Annotated in this window: 19 protein-coding genes and 1 tRNA gene; 3 read left to right on the forward strand and 17 right to left on the reverse strand. The window is 62.4% G+C overall.

Annotated elements, in window-relative coordinates; genetic code table 11:
- Positions 1-9 precede the first annotated feature (9 nt).
- From nuoI to F757_RS0117840, 17 genes are all read right to left on the reverse strand, one after another.
- On the reverse strand, positions 10-498 hold the full coding sequence (nuoI, locus tag F757_RS0117760) for an NADH-quinone oxidoreductase subunit NuoI (protein WP_013339865.1): 489 nt from the start codon (positions 496-498) through the stop codon (positions 10-12).
- A 15-nt stretch (positions 499-513) separates the two neighbouring features.
- On the reverse strand, positions 514-1,578 hold the full coding sequence (gene nuoH, locus F757_RS0117765; RefSeq protein WP_027212569.1) for an NADH-quinone oxidoreductase subunit NuoH: 1,065 nt from the start codon (positions 1,576-1,578) through the stop codon (positions 514-516).
- Entirely contained in the window at positions 1,579-3,912 is a 2,334-nt protein-coding gene (gene nuoG / locus F757_RS0117770) for an NADH-quinone oxidoreductase subunit NuoG (RefSeq protein WP_027212570.1), read from the reverse strand.
- 170 nt (positions 3,913-4,082) lie between these two features.
- Positions 4,083-5,411, reverse strand: coding sequence for an NADH-quinone oxidoreductase subunit NuoF (nuoF, locus tag F757_RS0117775; protein WP_027212571.1), 1,329 nt, complete (start codon positions 5,409-5,411; stop codon positions 4,083-4,085).
- Positions 5,408-5,893 carry an NADH-quinone oxidoreductase subunit NuoE gene (nuoE, locus tag F757_RS0117780; RefSeq protein ID WP_013339869.1) on the reverse strand — a complete coding sequence of 162 codons (486 nt, stop codon included), beginning with the start codon at positions 5,891-5,893 and terminating at the stop codon, positions 5,408-5,410. Before nuoE ends, nuoF begins: the two co-directional genes overlap by 4 nt.
- Positions 5,894-6,024: 131 nt before the next feature.
- A complete protein-coding gene (locus tag F757_RS0117785) occupies positions 6,025-7,278 on the reverse strand; it encodes an NADH-quinone oxidoreductase subunit D (protein ID WP_027212572.1) in 1,254 nt (417 codons plus the stop codon).
- A 9-nt stretch (positions 7,279-7,287) separates the two neighbouring features.
- Entirely contained in the window at positions 7,288-7,890 is a 603-nt protein-coding gene (locus tag F757_RS0117790) for an NADH-quinone oxidoreductase subunit C (protein ID WP_027212573.1), read from the reverse strand.
- A gap of 21 nt (positions 7,891-7,911) precedes the next feature.
- A complete protein-coding gene (locus tag F757_RS0117795; protein ID WP_006052903.1) occupies positions 7,912-8,391 on the reverse strand; it encodes a NuoB/complex I 20 kDa subunit family protein in 480 nt (159 codons plus the stop codon).
- A gap of 63 nt (positions 8,392-8,454) precedes the next feature.
- Complete coding sequence (locus F757_RS0117800; protein ID WP_013339872.1) at positions 8,455-8,814, reverse strand: NADH-quinone oxidoreductase subunit A; 360 nt, start codon at positions 8,812-8,814, stop codon at positions 8,455-8,457.
- A 161-nt stretch (positions 8,815-8,975) separates the two neighbouring features.
- Positions 8,976-9,060 (reverse strand) — tRNA-Leu (locus F757_RS0117805).
- A gap of 112 nt (positions 9,061-9,172) precedes the next feature.
- Positions 9,173-9,559, reverse strand: coding sequence for a preprotein translocase subunit SecG (gene secG / locus F757_RS0117810; RefSeq protein ID WP_027212574.1), 387 nt, complete (start codon positions 9,557-9,559; stop codon positions 9,173-9,175).
- A gap of 80 nt (positions 9,560-9,639) precedes the next feature.
- Positions 9,640-10,419 (reverse strand): triose-phosphate isomerase, encoded by a 780-nt coding sequence (tpiA, locus tag F757_RS0117815; RefSeq protein ID WP_027212575.1) that lies wholly within the window; start codon positions 10,417-10,419, stop codon positions 9,640-9,642.
- A gap of 180 nt (positions 10,420-10,599) precedes the next feature.
- Positions 10,600-11,616 carry an NAD(P)H-quinone oxidoreductase gene (locus tag F757_RS0117820; RefSeq protein WP_027212576.1) on the reverse strand — a complete coding sequence of 339 codons (1,017 nt, stop codon included), beginning with the start codon at positions 11,614-11,616 and terminating at the stop codon, positions 10,600-10,602.
- 243 nt (positions 11,617-11,859) lie between these two features.
- Positions 11,860-14,001: a polyribonucleotide nucleotidyltransferase gene (gene pnp, locus F757_RS0117825; protein WP_027212577.1), complete on the reverse strand. Its 2,142-nt coding sequence runs from the start codon at positions 13,999-14,001 to the stop codon at positions 11,860-11,862.
- Positions 14,002-14,215: 214 nt separating this feature from the next.
- Positions 14,216-14,434: a hypothetical protein gene (locus tag F757_RS0117830; protein WP_035467066.1), complete on the reverse strand. Its 219-nt coding sequence runs from the start codon at positions 14,432-14,434 to the stop codon at positions 14,216-14,218.
- Positions 14,435-14,503: 69 nt separating this feature from the next.
- Positions 14,504-14,776 carry a 30S ribosomal protein S15 gene (gene rpsO, locus F757_RS0117835; RefSeq protein WP_006048211.1) on the reverse strand — a complete coding sequence of 91 codons (273 nt, stop codon included), beginning with the start codon at positions 14,774-14,776 and terminating at the stop codon, positions 14,504-14,506.
- Positions 14,777-15,017: 241 nt separating this feature from the next.
- Positions 15,018-16,331 (reverse strand): branched-chain amino acid ABC transporter substrate-binding protein, encoded by a 1,314-nt coding sequence (locus F757_RS0117840; RefSeq protein WP_027212579.1) that lies wholly within the window; start codon positions 16,329-16,331, stop codon positions 15,018-15,020.
- Between the two features lie 210 nt (positions 16,332-16,541).
- On the opposite strand from F757_RS0117840, the gene F757_RS0117845 reads away from it, so the two are divergent.
- The 3 genes from F757_RS0117845 to F757_RS0117855 all read left to right on the forward strand — a co-directional run bounded on the left by F757_RS0117845 (position 16,542) and on the right by F757_RS0117855 (position 19,619).
- Complete coding sequence (locus F757_RS0117845; RefSeq protein WP_035467101.1) at positions 16,542-17,105, forward strand: hypothetical protein; 564 nt, start codon at positions 16,542-16,544, stop codon at positions 17,103-17,105.
- Between the two features lie 234 nt (positions 17,106-17,339).
- Positions 17,340-17,975, forward strand: a complete 636-nt coding sequence (locus tag F757_RS0117850; RefSeq protein ID WP_027212581.1) for a carbonic anhydrase — start codon at positions 17,340-17,342, stop codon at positions 17,973-17,975.
- A 75-nt stretch (positions 17,976-18,050) separates the two neighbouring features.
- Positions 18,051-19,619: a SulP family inorganic anion transporter gene (locus F757_RS0117855; protein WP_027212582.1), complete on the forward strand. Its 1,569-nt coding sequence runs from the start codon at positions 18,051-18,053 to the stop codon at positions 19,617-19,619.
- Positions 19,620-19,643 lie beyond the last annotated feature (24 nt).

Consider the following 19,643-nt stretch of genomic DNA (forward strand, 5'->3'; position numbering starts at 1 on the left):
TTGAACGCTTTAACGATACGGCGCGTCGGCAGCCTTGTTGGCGGCGATCTCCGCTTCGTAGCGATCGCCCACAGCCAGCAGCATTTCCTTCGTGAAGTACAGATCGCCGCGCTTTTCGCCGTGATATTCGAGAATGTGCGTCTCGACGATCGAATCCACCGGGCAGCTTTCTTCGCAGAAACCGCAGAAGATGCACTTGGTCAGATCGATGTCATAGCGCGTGGTACGGCGCGTGTTGTCTTCACGCGTCTCCGATTCAATCGTGATGGCAAGCGCCGGACACACTGCTTCGCACAGCTTGCAGGCGATGCAGCGCTCTTCGCCATTCTCATAGCGGCGCAGCGCGTGCAGTCCGCGAAAACGCGGCGAGATCGGCGTCTTCTCTTCCGGGAACTGCACCGTCACCTTGCGCTGGAACGTATAACGTCCGGTCAGCGCGAGGCCCTTGACGAGTTCCGTCAGAAAGAAGGTCTTGAAAAAGTTTTGGATTGCGGTCATGAGTTCATCCGCCCTTTATTTCCAGATATTCAACGGCGACATGATCCAGAAGCCGACCACCACCAGCCACACCACGCACACCGGAATGAAAATCTTCCAGCCAAGACGCATGATCTGGTCATAGCGGTAGCGCGGGAACGTGGCGCGCGCCCAGATGAACACCGACAGCAACAGGAACACCTTGAGGACGAGCCAGAAGATGCCCGGGATAAACGACAGGAAACCGAACGGTGCGCTCCAGCCGCCGAGGAACAACGTGGATGCCAGTGCCGAGATCACGATCATGTTGATGTACTCGGCGAGGAAGAACAGCGCGAACGCCATACCCGAGTAATCGATCATGTGACCCGCGACGATTTCCGATTCACCTTCCACCACGTCGAACGGGTGACGGTTCGTTTCGGCGATGCCCGAGATGAAGTAGACGACGAACATCGGCAGCAGCGGCAACCAGTTCCACGACAGGAAGTTGAGACCGTGGGCTGCGAAAAAGCCGCGTTCCTGCGAGCCGACAATGTCCGACAGGTTCAGCGTGCCGGCGGTCATCAGCACGACCACCAGCGCAAAGCCCATCGAAATTTCGTACGAGACCATTTGCGCTGCGGCCCGCATTGCACCGAGGAACGCGTACTTCGAGTTCGACGCCCAACCGGCCAGAATCACGCCGTAGACGCCGATCGAGGAAATCGCGATCGCATACAGCAGGCCCGCGTTGATGTCGCCCAGCACCGCGCCCGCCTGGAACGGAATCACCGCCCAGACCGCGAATGCCGGCACCACCACCATGATCGGCGCGATCATGTAGATCCAGCGGCTTGCCTGGCTCGGCTGAATCACTTCTTTGAGCAGCAGCTTCAGCACGTCGGCGATAGGTTGCAGGAGACCTGCAGGGCCCACGCGGTTCGGGCCGAGACGCACGTGCATCCAGCCGATCAGCTTACGCTCCCACAAAATGAGGTAAGCCACGCACAGCAGGATCACGACGGCCACCACCAGGATGCGCACCAGTGCCCACACCGTGGGCCATGCCACACCGAGAAGCTGGGTGCCGCCCGAGTTGATCGTATCGAACAAGCTCATTTACGCCTTCTCCACCACCAGTTCACCGAACAGGCTGCCCAGCGCTGCACCGGCAGGCGTAGCCGCCGACACGCGGACGACCGTCTCCGCAAGATTCGCGTCGCGCACGGCCGGCAACTGCACCGATTGCTCGCCCTGGCGCACGCGAACCGCGTCGCCTTCCTTCAAACCAAGTTTGTCGAACAGAGCCGCCGGCAGCCCGACCTTGTTCGCGGCGCGCGCCGCTGCGGTCAGATGCAGCGATTCCGCGCGACGGACCAGCGCGTCGGCATGGTAGATCGGCACGTCGGCGATGCGCTCGAACTTGCCTTCTGCTGCCTTTGCCGCCTTGCCGCGAGCAACCGCCACGCCCGTGCGGTTCGACAGACGCGCTTGCACATCGCCGTCGCCGAGGGCGGCATCGCGAACCTGTTCCGCCGTGTCGTATTCGAAACCCGGCGCGCCCAGCAGGCTGCCGAGCACGCGCAACACCTTCCATGCGGGACGCGTGTCGCCGAGCGGACGCACGACGCCGTTGAACGTCTGCACCGTGCCTTCTGCATTGATGAAAGTGCCGGCTGTCTCGGTGAACGGCGCGATCGGCAGCAGCACGTCTGCGTATTCGGCGCCGGTCTGGAACGGCGACATCACGACGACCATCTCAGCCTGCTTCAACGCCGCCAAAGCCTGCGCCGGATTTGCCGTATCGAATTCGGGCTCGAGGTTCAGCAGCAGGTAGCCCTTGCGCGGTTGCTCGAACACTTCGCGAGCGTTCAGTCCGCCCTCACCCGGCAATGCGTTCACGAGATGCGCGCCAACCGTATTCGCCGCTTCCGTCAGGAAGCCGAGCGTCGCACCGGTTGCGTCGGCGATCCACTGGGCCGCAGCATGAATGGCTGCGAAGTCGGGATGACGCACGGCGCCATTGCCGAGCAGCACAAGCCGGCGTTCGCCGGTCGCGAGCGACTGAGCGGCCTGCTTGTCGGCTTCCGTGGCTTGTGCGTCCGAGAAGGCTTCGGGCAGCGCGGCGCCGTTCGCCGGCGAGACCGCCGATGCAATGCGACCGAGCGCCTCGATCCATGCCGACGGCGCTGCGGCAATGCGCTGCGCCTGCGGAATCAGCGCGTCGTCGCCAGTGGCCTGCAGCAGCGTGAGCTTCGCGCCGCCCTTTGCAGCCTGACGCAGACGCGCGGCGAAGAGCGGATGATCGCGGCGCAGGTCCGAGCCGATCACGAGCGCCGAGTCGATATTCGACAGGTCTGCAATCGCAGTGCCGAGCCACGGCGTGCCGCTCACCGGCGCGGAGAAATCCGACTGACGCAGACGGAAGTCGACGTTAGGCGTGCCGACCGCTTGCGCAAGTTGCTTGAGCAGGAACAGTTCTTCGACGGTGCTGTGTGCGCTGCCGAGCGCCGCCAGCGCGTTCGCGCCGTGGTCGCCGGTGATGCCCTTCAGGCCCTTCACCACGTATTCCAGCGCCGTCTGCCAGTCGGTTTCGACCCACTTGCCGCCCTGCTTCAGCATGGGCTGCGTGAGACGCTCGGGGCTGTTCAGGCCTTCGTACGAGAAGCGGTCCTTATCCGAAATCCAGCACTCGTTGATCGCTTCGTTTTCGAACGGCAGAACCCGCATCACGCGATTGTTCTTCACTTGCACCACCAGATTGGCGCCGACGGAATCGTGCGGGCTTACCGACTTGCGGCGCGACAGTTCCCATGTACGCGCGCTGTAGCGGAACGGCTTGCTGGTCAGCGCGCCGACCGGGCACAGGTCGATCATGTTGCCGGAGAGCTCGGAGTCGACCGTCTTGCCGACGAACGACGTGATTTCCGAATGCTCGCCGCGGCCCAACATGCCCAGCTCCATCACACCGGCCACTTCCTGGCCGAAGCGCACGCAGCGCGTGCAGTGGATGCAGCGCGACATTTCTTCCATCGAGATCAGCGGACCGACGTTCTTGTGGAAGACCACACGCTTTTCTTCGCTATAGCGCGACGACGACTTGCCGTAGCCCACCGCCAGATCCTGCAATTGACACTCGCCGCCCTGATCGCAGATCGGGCAATCCAGCGGGTGGTTGATCAGCAGGAATTCCATCACGGCTTGCTGGCCCTTCACTGCCTTTTCCGACTTCGTGCGCACGACCATGCCGGCCGAGACGGGCGTCGCGCACGCAGGCACGGCCTTCGGCATCTTTTCGACATCGACGAGACACATCCGGCAGTTGGCCGCAATCGACAGCTTCTTGTGATAGCAGAAGTGAGGGATGTACGTGTCGACCTTATGGGCAGCCTGGATCACCATGCTGCCTTCGGGCACTTCTACTTTCTTGCCGTCTATTTCAAGTTCAACCATGATGGTCAATCTTCCTTAACCTGTTACCGCTCAATCGTTCGCCCCGTTCATTGCCGCTCAGACAATGAGCCCCGTGGTTGACGTGTTCTGGTGCGTACCTGTCAGGCATGCTGCTCTTTCAGGCGCTTGCCCGGGCACGTGTGGGCGTGCTCGGGCAACTGCGGGCCTGCTCAGGCAGCCACGGTTTCCGCGGCCGCCGCAGCGCCCGCATGGCCGCCGATGAGGCAATGCTTATGAGCGACGTGATATTCGAATTCGTCCCAGTAGTGCTTGAGCATGCCTCGAACCGGCATGGCCGCTGCATCTCCGAGCGCGCAAATCGTGCGGCCCATGATGTTCTCCGCGACCGAGTTCAGCAGATCCAGATCTTCCTGACGGCCAAGACCATGCTCGATGCGATGCACGACGCGGTACAGCCAGCCTGTACCCTCGCGGCAAGGCGTGCATTGACCACACGACTCTTCGTAGTAGAAGTACGACAGACGCAGCAACGACCGCACCATGCAGCGCGTCTCGTCCATCACGATGACCGCGCCTGAGCCCAGCATGGAGCCCGCTTTGGCGATCGAGTCATAGTCGAGGTCGGTCTGCATCATGATGTCGCCCGGAATCACAGGCGCCGACGACCCGCCGGGAATGACCGCCTTGATCTTCCTGCCGCCGCGCATGCCGCCCGCCAGTTCCATCAGTTTTGCGAACGGCGTGCCGAGCGGAACTTCGTAATTGCCCGGACGCTCGACGTCGCCGGAGATCGAAAAGATCTTCGTACCGCCGTTGTTCGGCTTGCCGATTTCCAGGTAATTCTGCGGGCCGATTGCAAGCAGAAAAGGCACTGCGGCAAACGTCTCGGTGTTGTTGATCGTGGTCGGCTTGCCGTACACGCCGAAGCTCGCCGGAAACGGCGGCTTGAAGCGCGGCTGGCCCTTCTTGCCTTCCAGCGACTCGAGCAACGCGGTTTCTTCGCCGCAGATATAAGCGCCGTAACCGTGGTGCGCATGCAGTTCGAACGAGAAGCCCGAACCCATGATGTTCTCGCCGAGGAACCCTGCACGGCGCGCTTCGTCTAACGCTTCTTCAAAGCGTTTGTAGACTTCCCAGATTTCGCCGTGAATGTAGTTGTAGCCGACCGTGATGCCCATTGCGTACGCGCCAATCGCCATGCCTTCGATCAGCGAGTGCGGGTTGAAGCGAAGAATGTCGCGGTCTTTGAATGTGCCCGGTTCGCCTTCGTCCGAATTGCAGACCAGGTACTTCTGCCCCGGAAACTGACGCGGCATGAAGCTCCACTTCAGGCCTGTCGGGAAGCCCGCGCCGCCACGGCCGCGCAGGCCCGACGCCTTGACGTCCGCAATCACCTGCTCGGGCGGAATCTTTTCTTCCAGAATGCGGCGCAGCTGGGCGTAACCGCCGCGCGCCACATAATCTTCGAGATGCCAGTTGTCGCCGTTCAGGCCAGCGAGAATCAGCGGTTTGATGTGACGATCGTGTAAAGACGTCATTTCGAAAGTTCCTCGAGCAGCTGGTCGATCTTCTCGCGGCTCATGAAGCTGCACATGCGATGGTTGTTCACCAGCATCACCGGCGCGTCGCCGCACGAACCCATGCATTCCCCTTCTTTCAGGGTGAATTTGCCGTCCGCCGTGGTTTCGCCGAAGTCGATGCCGAGCTTCTGCTTCAGATATTCAGCGGCGCTCTCCGAGCCGCCGTCCGGGCCGAGCTGGCACGGCAGGTTCGTGCAGAGCGTGATCTTGTACTTGCCGACCGGCGAGGTCTCGTACATCGTGTAGAAGGTTGCCACCTCCTGCACTGCGACCGCCGGCATGCCGAGATAGTCCGCGACGAACTGCATGAGTTCGGGCGACAGCCAGCCATGCTCTTCCTGAGCAGTGGCCAGCGCCGACATCACGGCGGACTGTTTCTGATCGGCGGGATACTTCGCGATCGCACGATCGATTTCTTTCAGGCCTTCAGCTGAGATCATTTTCAGACACGACTCTTTCAATTCCTACCGAACGAAAACCTGCCGCTCACTTCGTGCTGCGACAGACCCGGCGTTCCTTTGCTTGACGCGCGCCTCCGGCATACTGGAAAACGCGCGCCGATGATTACGTCCTAGCGATCGACTTCGCCGAACACGATGTCCTGCGTGCCGATGATCGTCACGGCGTCGGCGATCATGTGACCGCGCGCCATTTCGTCGAGCGCGGACAGATGCGCATAGCCCGGTGCGCGAATCTTGAGGCGATAGGGCTTGTTCGCACCGTCCGAAATCAGGTAGATACCGAACTCGCCCTTCGGGTGCTCGACGGCCGCATAAGACTCGCCTTCCGGCACATGGAACCCTTCAGTGAACAGCTTGAAGTGGTGAATCAGCTCTTCCATGTTCGACTTCATGCCCACGCGCGACGGCGGAGCAACCTTGTGATTGTCGATCATCACAGGGCCCGGATTCTTGCGCAGCCACTCGACGCACTGCTTCACGATGCGTGTGGATTGACGCATTTCTTCGACGCGAACCAGATAACGGTCGTAGCAGTCGCCGTTCACGCCGACCGGAATGTCGAAGTCGAGCTTTTCATACACTTCGTACGGCTGCTTCTTACGCAAATCCCATTCGATGCCCGAGCCGCGCAGCATGGCGCCCGACATGCCGAGTTGCAAAGCACGCTCAGGGCTGACCACGCCGATGCCGACCAGACGCTGCTTCCAGATCCGGTTGTCGGTGAGCAGCGTCTCGTATTCGTCGACGTACGTCGGGAAGCGCGTGAAGAAGTCGTCGATGAAGTCGAGCAGCGAACCCTGACGGTTTTCGTTCATCTTCGACAATGCCTTCGCATTGCGAATCTTCGACGCCTTGTATTGCGGCATTGCGTCAGGCAGGTCGCGATACACGCCGCCCGGACGGTAGTACGCCGCGTGCATGCGCGCGCCGGACACCGCTTCGTACACGTCCATCAGATCTTCACGCTCGCGGAACGCATACAGGAACACAGCCATTGCGCCGACGTCGAGCGCGTGCGCGCCGATCCACATGAGGTGGTTCAGCACGCGCGTGATTTCGTCGAACATCACGCGGATGTATTGGGCGCGCACCGGCACTTCGATGCCGAGCAGCTTTTCGATCGCCATCACATAGCCGTGCTCGTTGACCATCATCGACACATAGTCGAGACGGTCCATATACGGCACGGACTGGATAAACGTTTTGGTTTCGGCGAGCTTTTCAGTCGCGCGATGCAGCAGGCCGATGTGCGGATCGGCGCGCTGGATAACTTCGCCGTCGAGCTCCAGCACGAGGCGCAGCACGCCGTGCGCTGCGGGGTGCTGAGGGCCAAAATTGAGCGTGTAATTCTTGATCTCTGCCATGGCGTTCTCTTAGTGTTTCAGACCGCCATAGCGATCTTCGCGAATCACGCGCGGCGTGATTTCCCGCGGCTCGATCGTCACAGGCTGATAGACGACGCGCTTCTCTTCCGGGTCGTAACGCATTTCGACGTAACCGGAGACAGGGAAATCTTTACGGAACGGGTGACCAATGAAACCGTAGTCAGTCAGAATTCGGCGCAGGTCCGGATGACCTTCGAAGACGATGCCGTACAGGTCGAATGCTTCGCGCTCGTACCAGTTCGCCGAATTCCAGATATCGACTACGGAGGGCAGGATCGGCAGGTCGTCGTCCGGAGCGAATACGCGCAGGCGCAAACGCCAGTTGTTTTGCACCGACAACAGATGCAGCACGGCCGCGAAACGAGGACCGTCGTAAGCGCCGTCCGCGTAGGTCTGATAGTCGACGCCGCACAGGTCCATCATCTGCTCGAAACCGAGCGAGCGGTCGTCGCGCAGACGCGTTGCCACGTTGAGGTAGTCGCTCGCTTTCACGACGATCGTCAACTCACCGATTGCCTCGGTAGTGCTCAGCAGGAGGCCGCCAAAGGCCGCCTCGAGGTTCGCTTTCAGGGTCTCGAGTTTGCTTGCCATATTGTGGGGAGAGGCGTTGCCTTATTGACGGGCGATGGTGTTGGTGCGGCGAATCTTGGCCTGCAACTGGATCACGCCGTAGACCAGCGCTTCCGCTGTGGGCGGACAACCCGGCACGTAGACGTCGACCGGCACGATGCGGTCGCAACCACGCACCACCGAATACGAGTAGTGGTAGTAGCCGCCGCCGTTCGCGCACGAACCCATGGAGATCACCCAACGCGGCTCGGCCATCTGGTCGTACACCTTGCGCAGAGCCGGCGCCATTTTGTTGCAGAGCGTGCCGGCGACGATCATCACGTCCGACTGACGCGGACTCGGACGAAACACCACGCCGAAACGGTCGAGGTCATAACGGGCCGCGCCCGCATGCATCATCTCGACTGCACAGCACGCCAGACCGAACGTCATCGGCCACAGGGAGCCGGTGCGCGTCCAGTTGATCAGTTTGTCAGCCGTTGTGGTGACAAACCCTTCCTTCAAGACCCCTTCGATACTCATTTGCTTTCCACTCCAGACGGGGCGGCAAGCCTTGGCCACCCACGCAAACCGGCGATTAAACCATCATTCCCAGTCGAGGCCGCCCTTCTTCCAGATATAGGCGAAGCCCAGCAGGAATTCGAGCAGGAAAATCATCATTGCCATGAAGCCAGGCCAGCCGATGTCACGCAGGGCAACGCCCCACGGGAACAGGAACGCGGTTTCAAGATCGAAAATGATGAAGAGAATGGCGACGAGGTAATAGCGCACGTCGAACTTCATGCGCGCATCTTCGAATGCTTCGAAGCCGCACTCGTACGGTGCGTTTTTCTCGGTATCGGGCTTGTTGGGACCGAGGATCTTGCCGATACTGACCAGTGCTACGCCTAAACCAGTGCCCACAACGAGGAACAACAAGACGGGGAAATAGGCTGCGAGGTTCAAGACTATCCTCAATCGGTTGGTTCTGAGTGCCGTCAGGAGCATAGCACCCCTGACGCGAAATCACTTCCGGGACGTACACGCCACAGACCAACGCAAACCGCGCGCCAGAAGTGAAAAATGCCAGCCGAAGCGAAGCAAGCGGCTGGCATTTAGATAACATTTGGTGCCGACGGCGAGACTCGAACTCGCACAGCTTTCGCCACTACCCCCTCAAGATAGCGTGTCTACCAATTTCACCACGTCGGCACTGTATGCAATCCGGGAAAACAACTTATAAAACCCGCGAATCGCTTCAAGACTTAGATTGTAACTGCTTTAAACAGTTTGTTCAACGCACAAAAGCACTTTCTACGAAAATTTATTTCGGTACGTCTGTAGCAGGCACGGACGCAGCCGAGGCCGCCAATGCGGCCGAACCGCCAGCCGCTGCCGACGCGGCAGGAGCAGCAGAAGCCGCGACCGGCGCGGTGACCGCGGCGCCGAGCACGCCGGCAGAAGGCTTCACCCGATATGCACCGAGGTACGTCAATGTCAAGGTAGTGACAAAGAACACTGCCGCAAGCACGGCCGTAGTGCGAGACAGGAAGTTCGCCGAACCCGTCGCACCGAACAGGCTGCCCGACGCGCCGCTGCCGAACGCCGCGCCCATATCGGCGCCCTTGCCGTGCTGCAGCAGAACGAGGCCGATGACCCCGAGTGCCGACAACAGCTGAACGACGATAATCAAAGTTTTCAAATACAGCATCACACTCACCTGAGTCTTTATTTAGCCGAGGCTCGCGGCTGCGAGGCTCGGGATGGGTCATCCTCGACGAGGCGCCCCGCTCAACCAGCGGCCGTCGCTTCGGCCGCCGCCTTGCAGATCGCCAGAAAATCCTGGTCCTTCAGCGACGCGCCGCCAATCAGGCCGCCGTCGATATCCTGCTGACAGAACAACTCTTTCGCGTTGTCGGGCTTCACACTGCCGCCGTACAGCAGCGGCACGTCTGCAACCTCCGCGCCTTTTGCCGCGAGACGCGCGCGCAGGAATGCGTGCACCGCCTGCGCCTGCTCCGAACTCGCGCTCTTGCCCGTGCCGATTGCCCAGACGGGCTCATAGGCGACCACGATACGCGCGGCTTCCTGCACCGACAACTTTGCCAGCACTTCATCCAGCTGAGCGCCAACCACCTGCTCCGTCGCGCCGGCTTCCCGCTCTTCGAGCGTTTCGCCGACGCAAACGATCGGCGTCAAACCCGCTTCCAGCGCACGCTGCGTCTTGATCGCGACGAGTTCGGCGCTCTCGCGGTGATACGCGCGGCGCTCCGAATGCCCGACGATGGCAAACGTGGCGCCGAAATCCGTCACCATTTGCGCAGCGACTTCGCCGGTATAGGCGCCGTGCGTGAACGCCGAGACGTCCTGCACGCCCCACGCCACGCAACTGCCGTCGAGCAGCGAATGCGCCTGGGCGAGATACGGGCTCGGCACGCACACACCCACGCGCACCGTGGCCGGCAGTTCGCACGCGCCTTTCGCGACGGCCTGCAAGAGCCCTGCGTTATCGGCGAGGCGCCCGTGCATTTTCCAGTTACCCACTACCAGTTTGGCTCGTTGTGTCGACATCGTCTCGTCTTGTCGTCTCGTCGTCTTTGATAAACGGCGGGCCTTGTTGGCGCGTGTTTCGTTGCGCTTACAGTCCGCCTTTCGGATTCATGCGGCGCGCGCAAAACGCGCAATTTTACTGCGTGGGGGAGATCGGGTCAAACGAACACGTACGCGCCGATGGTCACGGAACGGCTCGGATCAACCCTCCTGCCCCCAGGTCAGCACGATCTTGCCGACGTGCGTGCTGCTCTCCATCAGCGTGTGCGCGTCGGCCGCCTCGGCAGCGGGGAATACGCGATGCACGACCGGCTTGATCCGCCCAGCTTCGAGATGCGGCCACACCTGCTGCTTGAGCTGCGCGGCAATTTTCGCCTTGAACTCCACCGGCCGGGGACGCAAGGTCGAACCCGTCAGCGTCAAGCGGCGGCGCAGCACCTCGTTCAGATTCAGTTCCGCCTTCGCGCCGCCCAACAGCGCGATCAGCACGATGCGTCCGCCTTCCGCGAGCGCCGTCAGTTCGCGCGACACGTAACTGCCCGCCACCATGTCGAGTACCACGTCGACACCACGGTCGTTGGTGAGCGACTTGATCACTTCGACGAAATCTTCGGTCTTGTAGTTGATCGCCCGTTCCGCGCCCAGCGCTTCGCACGCGCGGCATTTCTCGTCCGAGCCCGCGGTCGCGAACACACGAAAACCAAGTGCGTGCGCAATCTGGATCGCAGTCACGCCGATCCCGCTCGAACCGCCCTGCACCAGCAGCGTTTCGTTCGCACCGCCCTCGCCCTTGCCAAGCTGCGCGCGGTCGAACACGTTGCTCCACACGGTGAAGAAGGTCTCCGGCAGCGAGGCCGCCTCGACATCCGACAGACCGTTGGGCACCGGCAGGCACTGCAGCAGCGGCGCCACGGCGAATTCGGCGTAACCGCCACCTGCCAGCAAGGCGCACACGCGATCGCCGATTTTCAGCCCAAACGGATTGTTCTTCCCGTCGATGTCGCCGCCGACAATTTCCCCCGCCACTTCCAGCCCCGGCAGGTCGGACGCGCCCGGAGGCGGCGCATAGGCGCCCTTGCGCTGAAACACGTCGGGACGATTGATGCCAAAAGCCGTCACCTTGATCAGCACCTCGCCCGCTTTCGGCTGCGGCGTGGGCCGCTCGGCGAGCTTGAGCACTTCCGGGGCTCCGAATTCCGTGATTTCAATCGCTTTCATCTGCGTCAACTCCAAGATTGGATTGCGTTGCATACCGGATTCGTCCGTGCGGATCCGGACGTCCTTCGCATTGTCGCCGGATCGCGGCAATCGCGTGCGAGTCACCCTCATTTCACCGAACCGCCCAATGCCGGCAGCGTATCGCCTGCGCGCGGCATCCGCCTGCAACGCAATCCACCCTGTGGCCACCAAGAAAAACGGCCGGCGCGCATTCGCGCTGCCGGCCGTCGTACTGCTAACGCGTTACTGCTGCGTCGGCTCGCCTTCCGGGGCGCCCGGCGCGCCTTCGTTCAGCAACGCCTTCGCCGACAAACGCACACGGCCCTTTTCGTCCGTCTGGATGACCTTGACCTTCACTTGCTGGCCGTCCTTCAGGTAGTCGTTGATGTCCTTGATGCGCTCGTTGGCGATTTCGGAAATGTGCAACAGACCATCCTTGCCCGGCAGGATGTTCACGATCGCGCCGAAATCGAGCAGCTTGAGCACCGTACCTTCGTACACCTGGCCCACCTCGACTTCCAGCGTGATGTTCTCGATACGCTTCTTCGCTTCGGCCATGCCTTCGCTGCTGGTGCTTGCGATGGTGACGATGCCGTCGTCGGAAATATCGATCGTCGTGCCGGTTTCTTCCGTCAGCGCACGGATCACGGAACCGCCCTTGCCAATCACGTCGCGGATCTTTTCCGGATTGATCTTGATGGTGATCATGCGCGGTGCGAATTCGGACAACTGCGTGTTCGCGCCCGACACAGCCGAGGTCATCTTGCCGAGAATGTGCATGCGACCTTCCTTCGCTTGCGCGAGGGCCACCTGCATGATTTCCTTCGTGATGCCCTGGATCTTGATGTCCATCTGCAGCGCGGTCACGCCTTGCTCGGTGCCCGCCACCTTGAAGTCCATGTCGCCGAGGTGATCTTCGTCGCCGAGAATGTCCGTCAGCACGGCAAACTTGTTGCCTTCCAGAATCAGGCCCATCGCGATGCCGGCGACGTGCGCTTTCATCGGCACGCCGGCGTCCATCAGCGCAAGGCAGCCGCCGCACACCGAAGCCATCGACGAAGAACCGTTCGATTCCGTAATTTCAGACACGACGCGGATCGAGTAGCCGAATTCGTCTGCGCTGGGCAGGCACGCGGCCAGCGCCCGCTTGGCGAGACGGCCGTGACCGATTTCACGGCGCTTGGGCGAACCCACGCGGCCCGTTTCGCCGGTCGCAAACGGCGGCATGTTGTAGTGAAGCATGAAGCGTTCGCGGTACTCGCCTTCGAGCGCGTCGATGTTCTGCTCGTCGCCCTTGGTGCCGAGGGTGGCCACCACCAGCGCCTGCGTTTCGCCGCGCGTGAAGAGCGCCGAGCCGTGCGTACGCGGCAGCACGCCGGTGCGGATTTCGATCGGGCGCACCGTGCGGGTGTCGCGGCCGTCGATACGCGGTTCGCCGTTCAGAATCTGCGTACGAACGATCTTCGCTTCAATGTCGAACAGCACATTGCCGACGGTCGCCTTGTCGGCCGCCACTGTGCCGCTTGCCGCGGCTTCTTCTTCCAGCTTCGCCGAAACCGCTGCGTAGACTTCCTTCAGCTTGGCCGAACGGGCCTGCTTGTCGCGGATCTGGTAAGCAGCGAGCAGTTCCGCTTGCGCCAGTTCCGTCACACGGGCAATCAGCGGCTCGTTTTTCGCGGCCGGCTGCCAATCCCATTCCGGCTTGCCGCCTTCGCGGACCAGATCGTGGATTGCGTCGATCGCCACTTGCATCTGCTCGTGGCCGAACACCACGGCGCCGAGCATCACTTCTTCGCTCAGTTGCTGCGCTTCCGACTCCACCATCAGCACCGCGCGCTCCGTACCGGCGACCACGAGGTCCAGCGCCGAGTCCTTCATTTGCGCACGCGTGGGGTTCAGCACGTATTCGTTGTTGATGTAAGCGACGCGCGCTGCGCCGACCGGGCCGTTAAACGGCAGACCCGACACGGCGAGTGCCGCCGACGCGCCGATCAGCGCGGGGATGTCAGCGGGAATGTCCGGGTTCAGCGACAAAACGTGGATCACGACCTGCACTTCGTTGTAGAAGCCTTCCGGGAACAGCGGACGCAACGGACGGTCGATCAGGCGCGAAATGAGGGTTTCGCCTTCCGACGGACGGCCTTCGCGGCGGAAGAAGCCGCCCGGAATCTTGCCGGCGGCGTAAGTCTTCTCGAGATAGTCGACGGTCAGCGGGAAGAAGTCCTGGCCCGGCTTGGCCGTCTTGGCGCCCACCACGGTCGCCAGAACCACGGTGTCTTCGACGTCGACGATCACCGCGCCGCTCGCCTGGCGAGCGATTTCGCCGGTTTCGAGGCGAACGTTGTGTTGTCCCCACTTAAATTCTTTGACGACCTTGCTGAACATAGTCATTGCTTTTCCTCATCGTAATGCCGCGCGGAACAGAAGCGGCGCGGCAACGCCAGGACCGGCGCCGCATGGGAAGAGTAGTGTTATGCCATTCCAGAGAGCCACGTGCTGCCTGGCCGGTAAGGTGAACGCCGGCTGAGCGCGCGAACCGCTGGAATGACACAAAGCTCCGCCCTGAAGCCCGGCCATCTTGCTATTTTTGCTTGTTGTACTACTGCTTTTTGCTGCCTGAAGTCGGTTTCACCGCTCCTGCTGCCTTGATTGCTTTGACTGCCTCTGCTGCTTCGGCAGCCTGTGCTGCATTTACCGCCTGTGTTTCATTTATTGCCTGTACTGCCCGTACTACCGTCACCACCTGCCGCTGCGCCGCACGAACCGGCACGCTGCTGCGCAGCGCCGCGACGCGCTTCACACGAAGCAGACCGCGCAAAAACAAAATGCCTGCATCAGCAGAACTGACACAGGCATCTTGCTGAACGACTAGCCGCTTACCGGCCGCTTACTTACGCAGACCCAGCTTCTCGATCAGTGCGCGGTAACGATCCGCGTCCTTACCCTTCAGGTAATCGAGCAGCTTCCGGCGACGGCTCACCATGCGCAGCAGACCGCGGCGGCTGTGGTGATCTTTCGCGTGAGCCTTGAAGTGAACGGTCAGTTCGTTGATACGGGTCGTGAGCAGCGCGACCTGAACTTCGGGGGAGCCGGTGTCGTTGGCTGCGCGTGCGAATTGCGCGACGACTTCGGATTTCTTGCTTGTGTCAACTGCGGACATGTCGATTTCCTTGAGAACTGGACAGGCGGTCACGGAAGAAAGGCCGTGCCGTGGATTTGCGATTTACCCATGCGAACTGGCGCTGCAAACCACCTTTCAGAGAGTTTGCGCACAGCCGGTACCGCAACGGGACGCGTATTGTAGCACAGCGCGAATCCGCCGCGAAGCCCCGCTGAGTAAGGCCAGATAGCAACCGCAGATGCTGCCGCGGCGCGAGTCACGGACTCACGGACTCACGGACTCACGGCCGTTTCATCCTGCACGTGGTCGGCGGCACCGTGAGTTGCGCCGGCAGCGCGAGCACCGTGCGAAAGCCGAAGCCCGAGCCTTCGTTATCGAAACGCACGCCGCGCGTGCCGGCCTTGTCCATTTCCATGACGTAAAGGGGCTGCATCAGTTGATGATCGTCCGCGCGCATCCACGACGCGTGAAAGCCGTTGTCGAAGCGGATGCCTTCCAGCGCCCGCGCGACCGCCGTCGGGTCGGCGCTCTTCGCGCGGTTCATCGCCGCCGCGAGGGTTTCGATCATCAAGGGCATGCGCAATACCGGGTAGTCGTCCTGCGCGGCCGGGAAGCGCGCGCGGAACGCCTCATACCAGGCGTCCGAAGCCGGGCCGCCCGCGTTCGGATGCCAGTCGGCCACCGCGATCACCCGGCCGACGCCCGCTTCGCCGAGCGCGGCCGGCGCGCCCAGGCTGTTGCCGTAGAACGTGTAGAACTTCGTGTCGAGGCCCTGCTCGCGCGCCGCCTTCACGAGCAGCGTCAGATCGTTGCCCCAGTTGCCTGTGATCACCGCATCGGCGCCGCTCGCGCGCAGTTTGGCGATGTACGGCGCGAAGTCCTTCACGCGGCCAATCGGGTGAAACTCGTCGCCGACCACCGCGATGTCCGGACGCTTCGCTTGCAGCGCGGCGCGCGCCAGCCGGCTCACGTCATGCCCGAAGCTGTAGTCCTGATTCAACAGATACACCTTCTTCACTGCCTTGTCGCGCTGGATCACGTCGGCGAGCGCGTCCATGCGCATGCCCGCATGCGCGTCGAAGCGGAAATGCCAGAAGCTGCAGTTGGCGTTGGTCAGCGCGGGATCGTCGGCGGAATAATTCAGGAACAGCTCGCGATTGTCCGGCTCGCGGGCATTCTGCTTGTCGATCGCGCCAATCAGTGCAGCGGCGACCGCCGAACTATTGCCCTGCAGGATGTAGCCGATGTGCCGGTCGGCTGCCGCGCGCAACTGCGTGAGCGCCTCTTCGGTGCCGCCCTTGCTGTCCAGCACCACAAGCTCGAGCGGATGAGCACCGTCGGCAAGGCGCACGCCGCCGCGCGCGTTGACCTGCTCGACGCCGAAGCGCAGATTGCGCTCCACCGCGGCGCCCGCGTTCGCGAACGGACCGGACATGCCCTCGATCAACGCGAGCTGGATCGGCGCGCCGGCCGGCCTGGACCCCGCGGCCGCCGCGGGCCCGGAGGCGGTCATGCCGGCCGCGACGGCCGGGCCAGCAAGCGCCGCCGAGATTGCCGCCAATATCACTGCCGTCTTGCTGTGCCACTTCGCCATCGTCCGCGTCCGTCTGATTCGTCAAAGCGCGGATCATAGGGCGTTCGCAACATAATAGGCAAGCCGGTGAAACAGCACGCATGCGATCCTCCGCCGGCACGCATGCAATCCGCCGCCGCTCGAGCAGGCAGATCTTTTACGGCGGCGCATGTCAAAATGGTCCGTGTCGACAACAAGAACCTGCTTTTTAAAAAAGTCCTGGAGGAATTCATGCTCAACCGCCTGCTTGCCCGCCATTGCCGCACGGCGGCCTTTGTGGGGGCGCCGCCTGCCGGCCGCGCGCGCCGCGCGGCGCTCGCCTGCCTCGCCGCGCTCACGCTCGCCGGCTGCGCGCAGCCCTGGCAGCAGTACCAGCAAGGCGCGGACGCGTCGACCATCGTCGCGCGCCTTGGCCCGCCTCGCGAAACCTACGATCTGCCAAACGGCGGCAAGCGCCTCATGTGGCCCACTCAGCCGATGGGCGAGACCACCACTGCGGCGGACATCGACGCGTCCGGCAAGATCGTCAACGTGCGCCAGGTCCTGCAGCCCAACGAGTTCTATCGCGCCGAGGTCGGCAAGTGGACCAAGGGCGACGTGCTGGTGAATTTTGGCCGCCCCGTGGAGACCTCGTACTTTCCGTTGATGAAGCGCGAAGTCTGGACCTACCGCTATCTCGAGGACAACTACTGGTACATGATGTTCAGTTTTTATTTCGACGACCAGGGCGTGTTGCGCCTCACGCAGAAAACGCCCGATCCGCTGCACGATCCCGATCGCCGGAACCTGTTCTAGCCCACGCTGTCATTCAGTATGCATGCATCTCCAAAAGCCGCTCCCGAAGCGGCTTTTTTTTATTTATTTCGCATGGCGACGAATTTTGTTTCACACACAAGCGATTAATTTTTTGATAGAAAGGCTTTTGTAAGCATTGATCCGGTGCTGGCCGGGCTTCGAAAAGAAGCGCGGCCACACGGCACGGCTGTGATTCCCGCGCCGGACGATGCGCCCTTTACGGAGCCGCTATCGATGAATCGTCCCAAACGCCTTCTCGTCGCCAACGTCGCATGGGCGCATGACACCGCCGAGCGCAACCCCGAGTTCTTCCGCGATCTGGCGCGCGGCCAGAACCCGCATGTGCTGTGGATCGGCTGCTCGGACAGCCGCGTACCCGCTGAAACCATTACGCATTGTGAGCCGGGCGACCTGTTCGTTCACCGCAACATCGCCAACCTCTTTCATGCCGGAGACGACAACTCCGCGAGCGTGCTCGAGTACGCCGTACGCGTGCTGAAGGTGGGCCATGTGATTGTCTGCGGGCATTACGGCTGCGGCGGCGTGCGCGCCTCGCTGCTGCCGCCCGATCCCGGTCTGCCGCACGTGAACCGCCGCATCGCCCCGCTCTGCTCGCTCGCACAAACCCATCGCGACGAGCTCGACGCCAAGGGTAGCGAACGCGAGCGCGTCGACCGCCTCGCCGAACTGAACGTGCTCGAGCAGGTGCGCCAGCTGCGCGCACATCCAATCGTGCGCGACGCAGAGCCGGCGACGCTCGTGCACGGCTGGATCTTCGCGCTCGAAGACGGACGCCTCAAGGTGCTGACTTCGGGCTACGAGACGGACGACGCCATGACGTGTGAGACAGCGGCCCACAGTGCAGCCTAGCGCGCCGCCTGGCTCGAGTCTTATCCGGTACAGCCTTCGCCTGTCATCAGGCATCAACCCATGCGCACCGACACCATGAATCTTCGAGCATTCTTTTCTACGTTTCAGCGCGACGCGCTTGCGGGCACCGTCGTTTTCCTCGTGGCTCTGCCGCTGTGCCTCGGCATTGCCAATGCATCCGGCGTCGAGCCGTTCGCCGGGCTCGTCTCGGGCATCGTCGGCGGGCTGGTCGTCGCGGTTCTGAGCGGCTCGCGGCTGAGCGTCAGCGGACCGGCTGCGGGTCTGGTCGTGATCGTCGTCGACGGCATTGCGCAGCTCGGCAGCTTTTCCGCGTTCCTCGCGGCCGTGCTGCTGTCCGGCGCGATCCAGTTCGGCTTCGGCATGCTCAAGGCGGGCCGCTTCGCCGCGTATGTGCCCTCGCCGGTCATCAAGGGCATGCTGGCCGCCATCGGTATCCTGCTGATCGTCAAGCAGTTCCCGCTCGCACTCGGGCTCGGCAACGGGCAGGCGTCAGGCGCCGCACCGGCGGACGGCACGCTGATGGCGTCGTTCGGCGGCATTTCGGTGGTGGCGTGCGCGATCACGGTGCTATCACTGGCCATCCTGATGGCGTGGGAAACGCGACCCATGCGCCGCTTCGCGCTGGTGCGCATCGTTCCCGCGCCGCTTGCCGTCGTACTATTGGGAATCGGCGCGACGCTGCTGCTGAACATGCTCGCGCCGTCGCTCGCGCCGCCGGCCGAGCATCGGGTCGCGCTGCCGTCGCTCGAGTCGTTCGCGGCCTTGCGCGTCGCGCTCGAATGGGCGGACTTCGGTCCGCATTTCGCCCAGCTCGTCAATCCAGACGTGTGGCGCGTGGCCATTACGCTCGCAATCGTCGCCAGCCTCGAAACCCTGCTGAGTCTGGAAGCGGTCGAGCAGATCGACCCTGAACGCCGCCCCGCGCCGCCGGACCGCGAACTGAAGGCGCAAGGCGTGGGCAATCTGATTGCCGGCGCGATTGGCGGGCTGCCGATCACTGCCGTGATTGTGCGCAGTTCGGCGAACGTCCATGCCGGCGCGCAAAGCCGACTGTCGGCGATCATTCACGGCGTGCTGTTGCTCGTCAGTGTGTTCGCGTTGACGAGCGTCATCAACCTGATCCCGCTGGCCTGCCTTGCAGCGATTCTGATTTTCACCGGGCTCAAGCTCGCCAAGCCGTCGCTGTTCGTCGCGGTCGCGAAACAGGGGTTGGCGCCGTTCGCGCCGTTCATCGTCACGCTGGTCGGAGTGCTCGCGACCGACCTGCTGATCGGCATCGTGCTCGGCATTCTGTGCAGCGTGCTGTTCGCGCTGTATGCGAATCTGCGCCGCCCCATCGTGCTGGCGCAACATGGCGACCACTATCTGCTGTCGTTTCGCAAGGACGTGTCGTTTCTGGGCAAAGTGCCGCTCAAGCACTACCTGCAGCAGATTCCCGATGGCGCAACGCTGATCGTGGATGCGACGCGCGCCGATTTCGTCGATCACGACGTGCGTGAAATGCTCGACAGCTTCGCAGAAGACGCGCCGCGCCGCGGCATCTCGGTGGAAGTGCGGCATCAGGTCCGCACTCAGGCGCGCGCGGCGCGCGGCTGGGCGATGCGACGCGCGGCAACCGAGTAACGTGGGGAGACCGCGGCGTCGAGC

The sequence above is a fragment of the Burkholderia sp. WSM2232 genome (genome assembly GCF_000472545.1).
Lineage (GTDB): Bacteria > Pseudomonadota > Gammaproteobacteria > Burkholderiales > Burkholderiaceae > Paraburkholderia.

Coding starts and splice junctions, on each gene's coding strand:
- F757_RS0117795 (WP_006052903.1), bottom strand. CDS start 8,391: ATGAGTATCGAAGGGGTCTTGAAGGAAGGGTTTGTCACCACAACGGCT.
- secG (WP_027212574.1), bottom strand. CDS start 9,559: ATGCTGTATTTGAAAACTTTGATTATCGTCGTTCAGCTGTTGTCGGCA.
- F757_RS0117855 (WP_027212582.1), top strand. CDS start 18,051: ATGAATCTTCGAGCATTCTTTTCTACGTTTCAGCGCGACGCGCTTGCG.
- F757_RS0117785 (WP_027212572.1), bottom strand. CDS start 7,278: ATGGCAGAGATCAAGAATTACACGCTCAATTTTGGCCCTCAGCACCCC.
- tpiA (WP_027212575.1), bottom strand. CDS start 10,419: ATGTCGACACAACGAGCCAAACTGGTAGTGGGTAACTGGAAAATGCAC.
- F757_RS0117850 (WP_027212581.1), top strand. CDS start 17,340: ATGAATCGTCCCAAACGCCTTCTCGTCGCCAACGTCGCATGGGCGCAT.
- nuoH (WP_027212569.1), bottom strand. CDS start 1,578: ATGAGCTTGTTCGATACGATCAACTCGGGCGGCACCCAGCTTCTCGGT.
- nuoE (WP_013339869.1), bottom strand. CDS start 5,893: ATGATCTCAGCTGAAGGCCTGAAAGAAATCGATCGTGCGATCGCGAAG.
- nuoI (WP_013339865.1), bottom strand. CDS start 498: ATGACCGCAATCCAAAACTTTTTCAAGACCTTCTTTCTGACGGAACTC.
- nuoG (WP_027212570.1), bottom strand. CDS start 3,912: ATGGTTGAACTTGAAATAGACGGCAAGAAAGTAGAAGTGCCCGAAGGC.
- nuoF (WP_027212571.1), bottom strand. CDS start 5,411: ATGACGTCTTTACACGATCGTCACATCAAACCGCTGATTCTCGCTGGC.
- F757_RS0117845 (WP_035467101.1), top strand. CDS start 16,542: ATGCTCAACCGCCTGCTTGCCCGCCATTGCCGCACGGCGGCCTTTGTG.
- F757_RS0117820 (WP_027212576.1), bottom strand. CDS start 11,616: ATGAAAGCGATTGAAATCACGGAATTCGGAGCCCCGGAAGTGCTCAAG.
- F757_RS0117840 (WP_027212579.1), bottom strand. CDS start 16,331: ATGGCGAAGTGGCACAGCAAGACGGCAGTGATATTGGCGGCAATCTCG.
- rpsO (WP_006048211.1), bottom strand. CDS start 14,776: ATGTCCGCAGTTGACACAAGCAAGAAATCCGAAGTCGTCGCGCAATTC.
- F757_RS0117790 (WP_027212573.1), bottom strand. CDS start 7,890: ATGGCAAGCAAACTCGAGACCCTGAAAGCGAACCTCGAGGCGGCCTTT.
- pnp (WP_027212577.1), bottom strand. CDS start 14,001: ATGTTCAGCAAGGTCGTCAAAGAATTTAAGTGGGGACAACACAACGTT.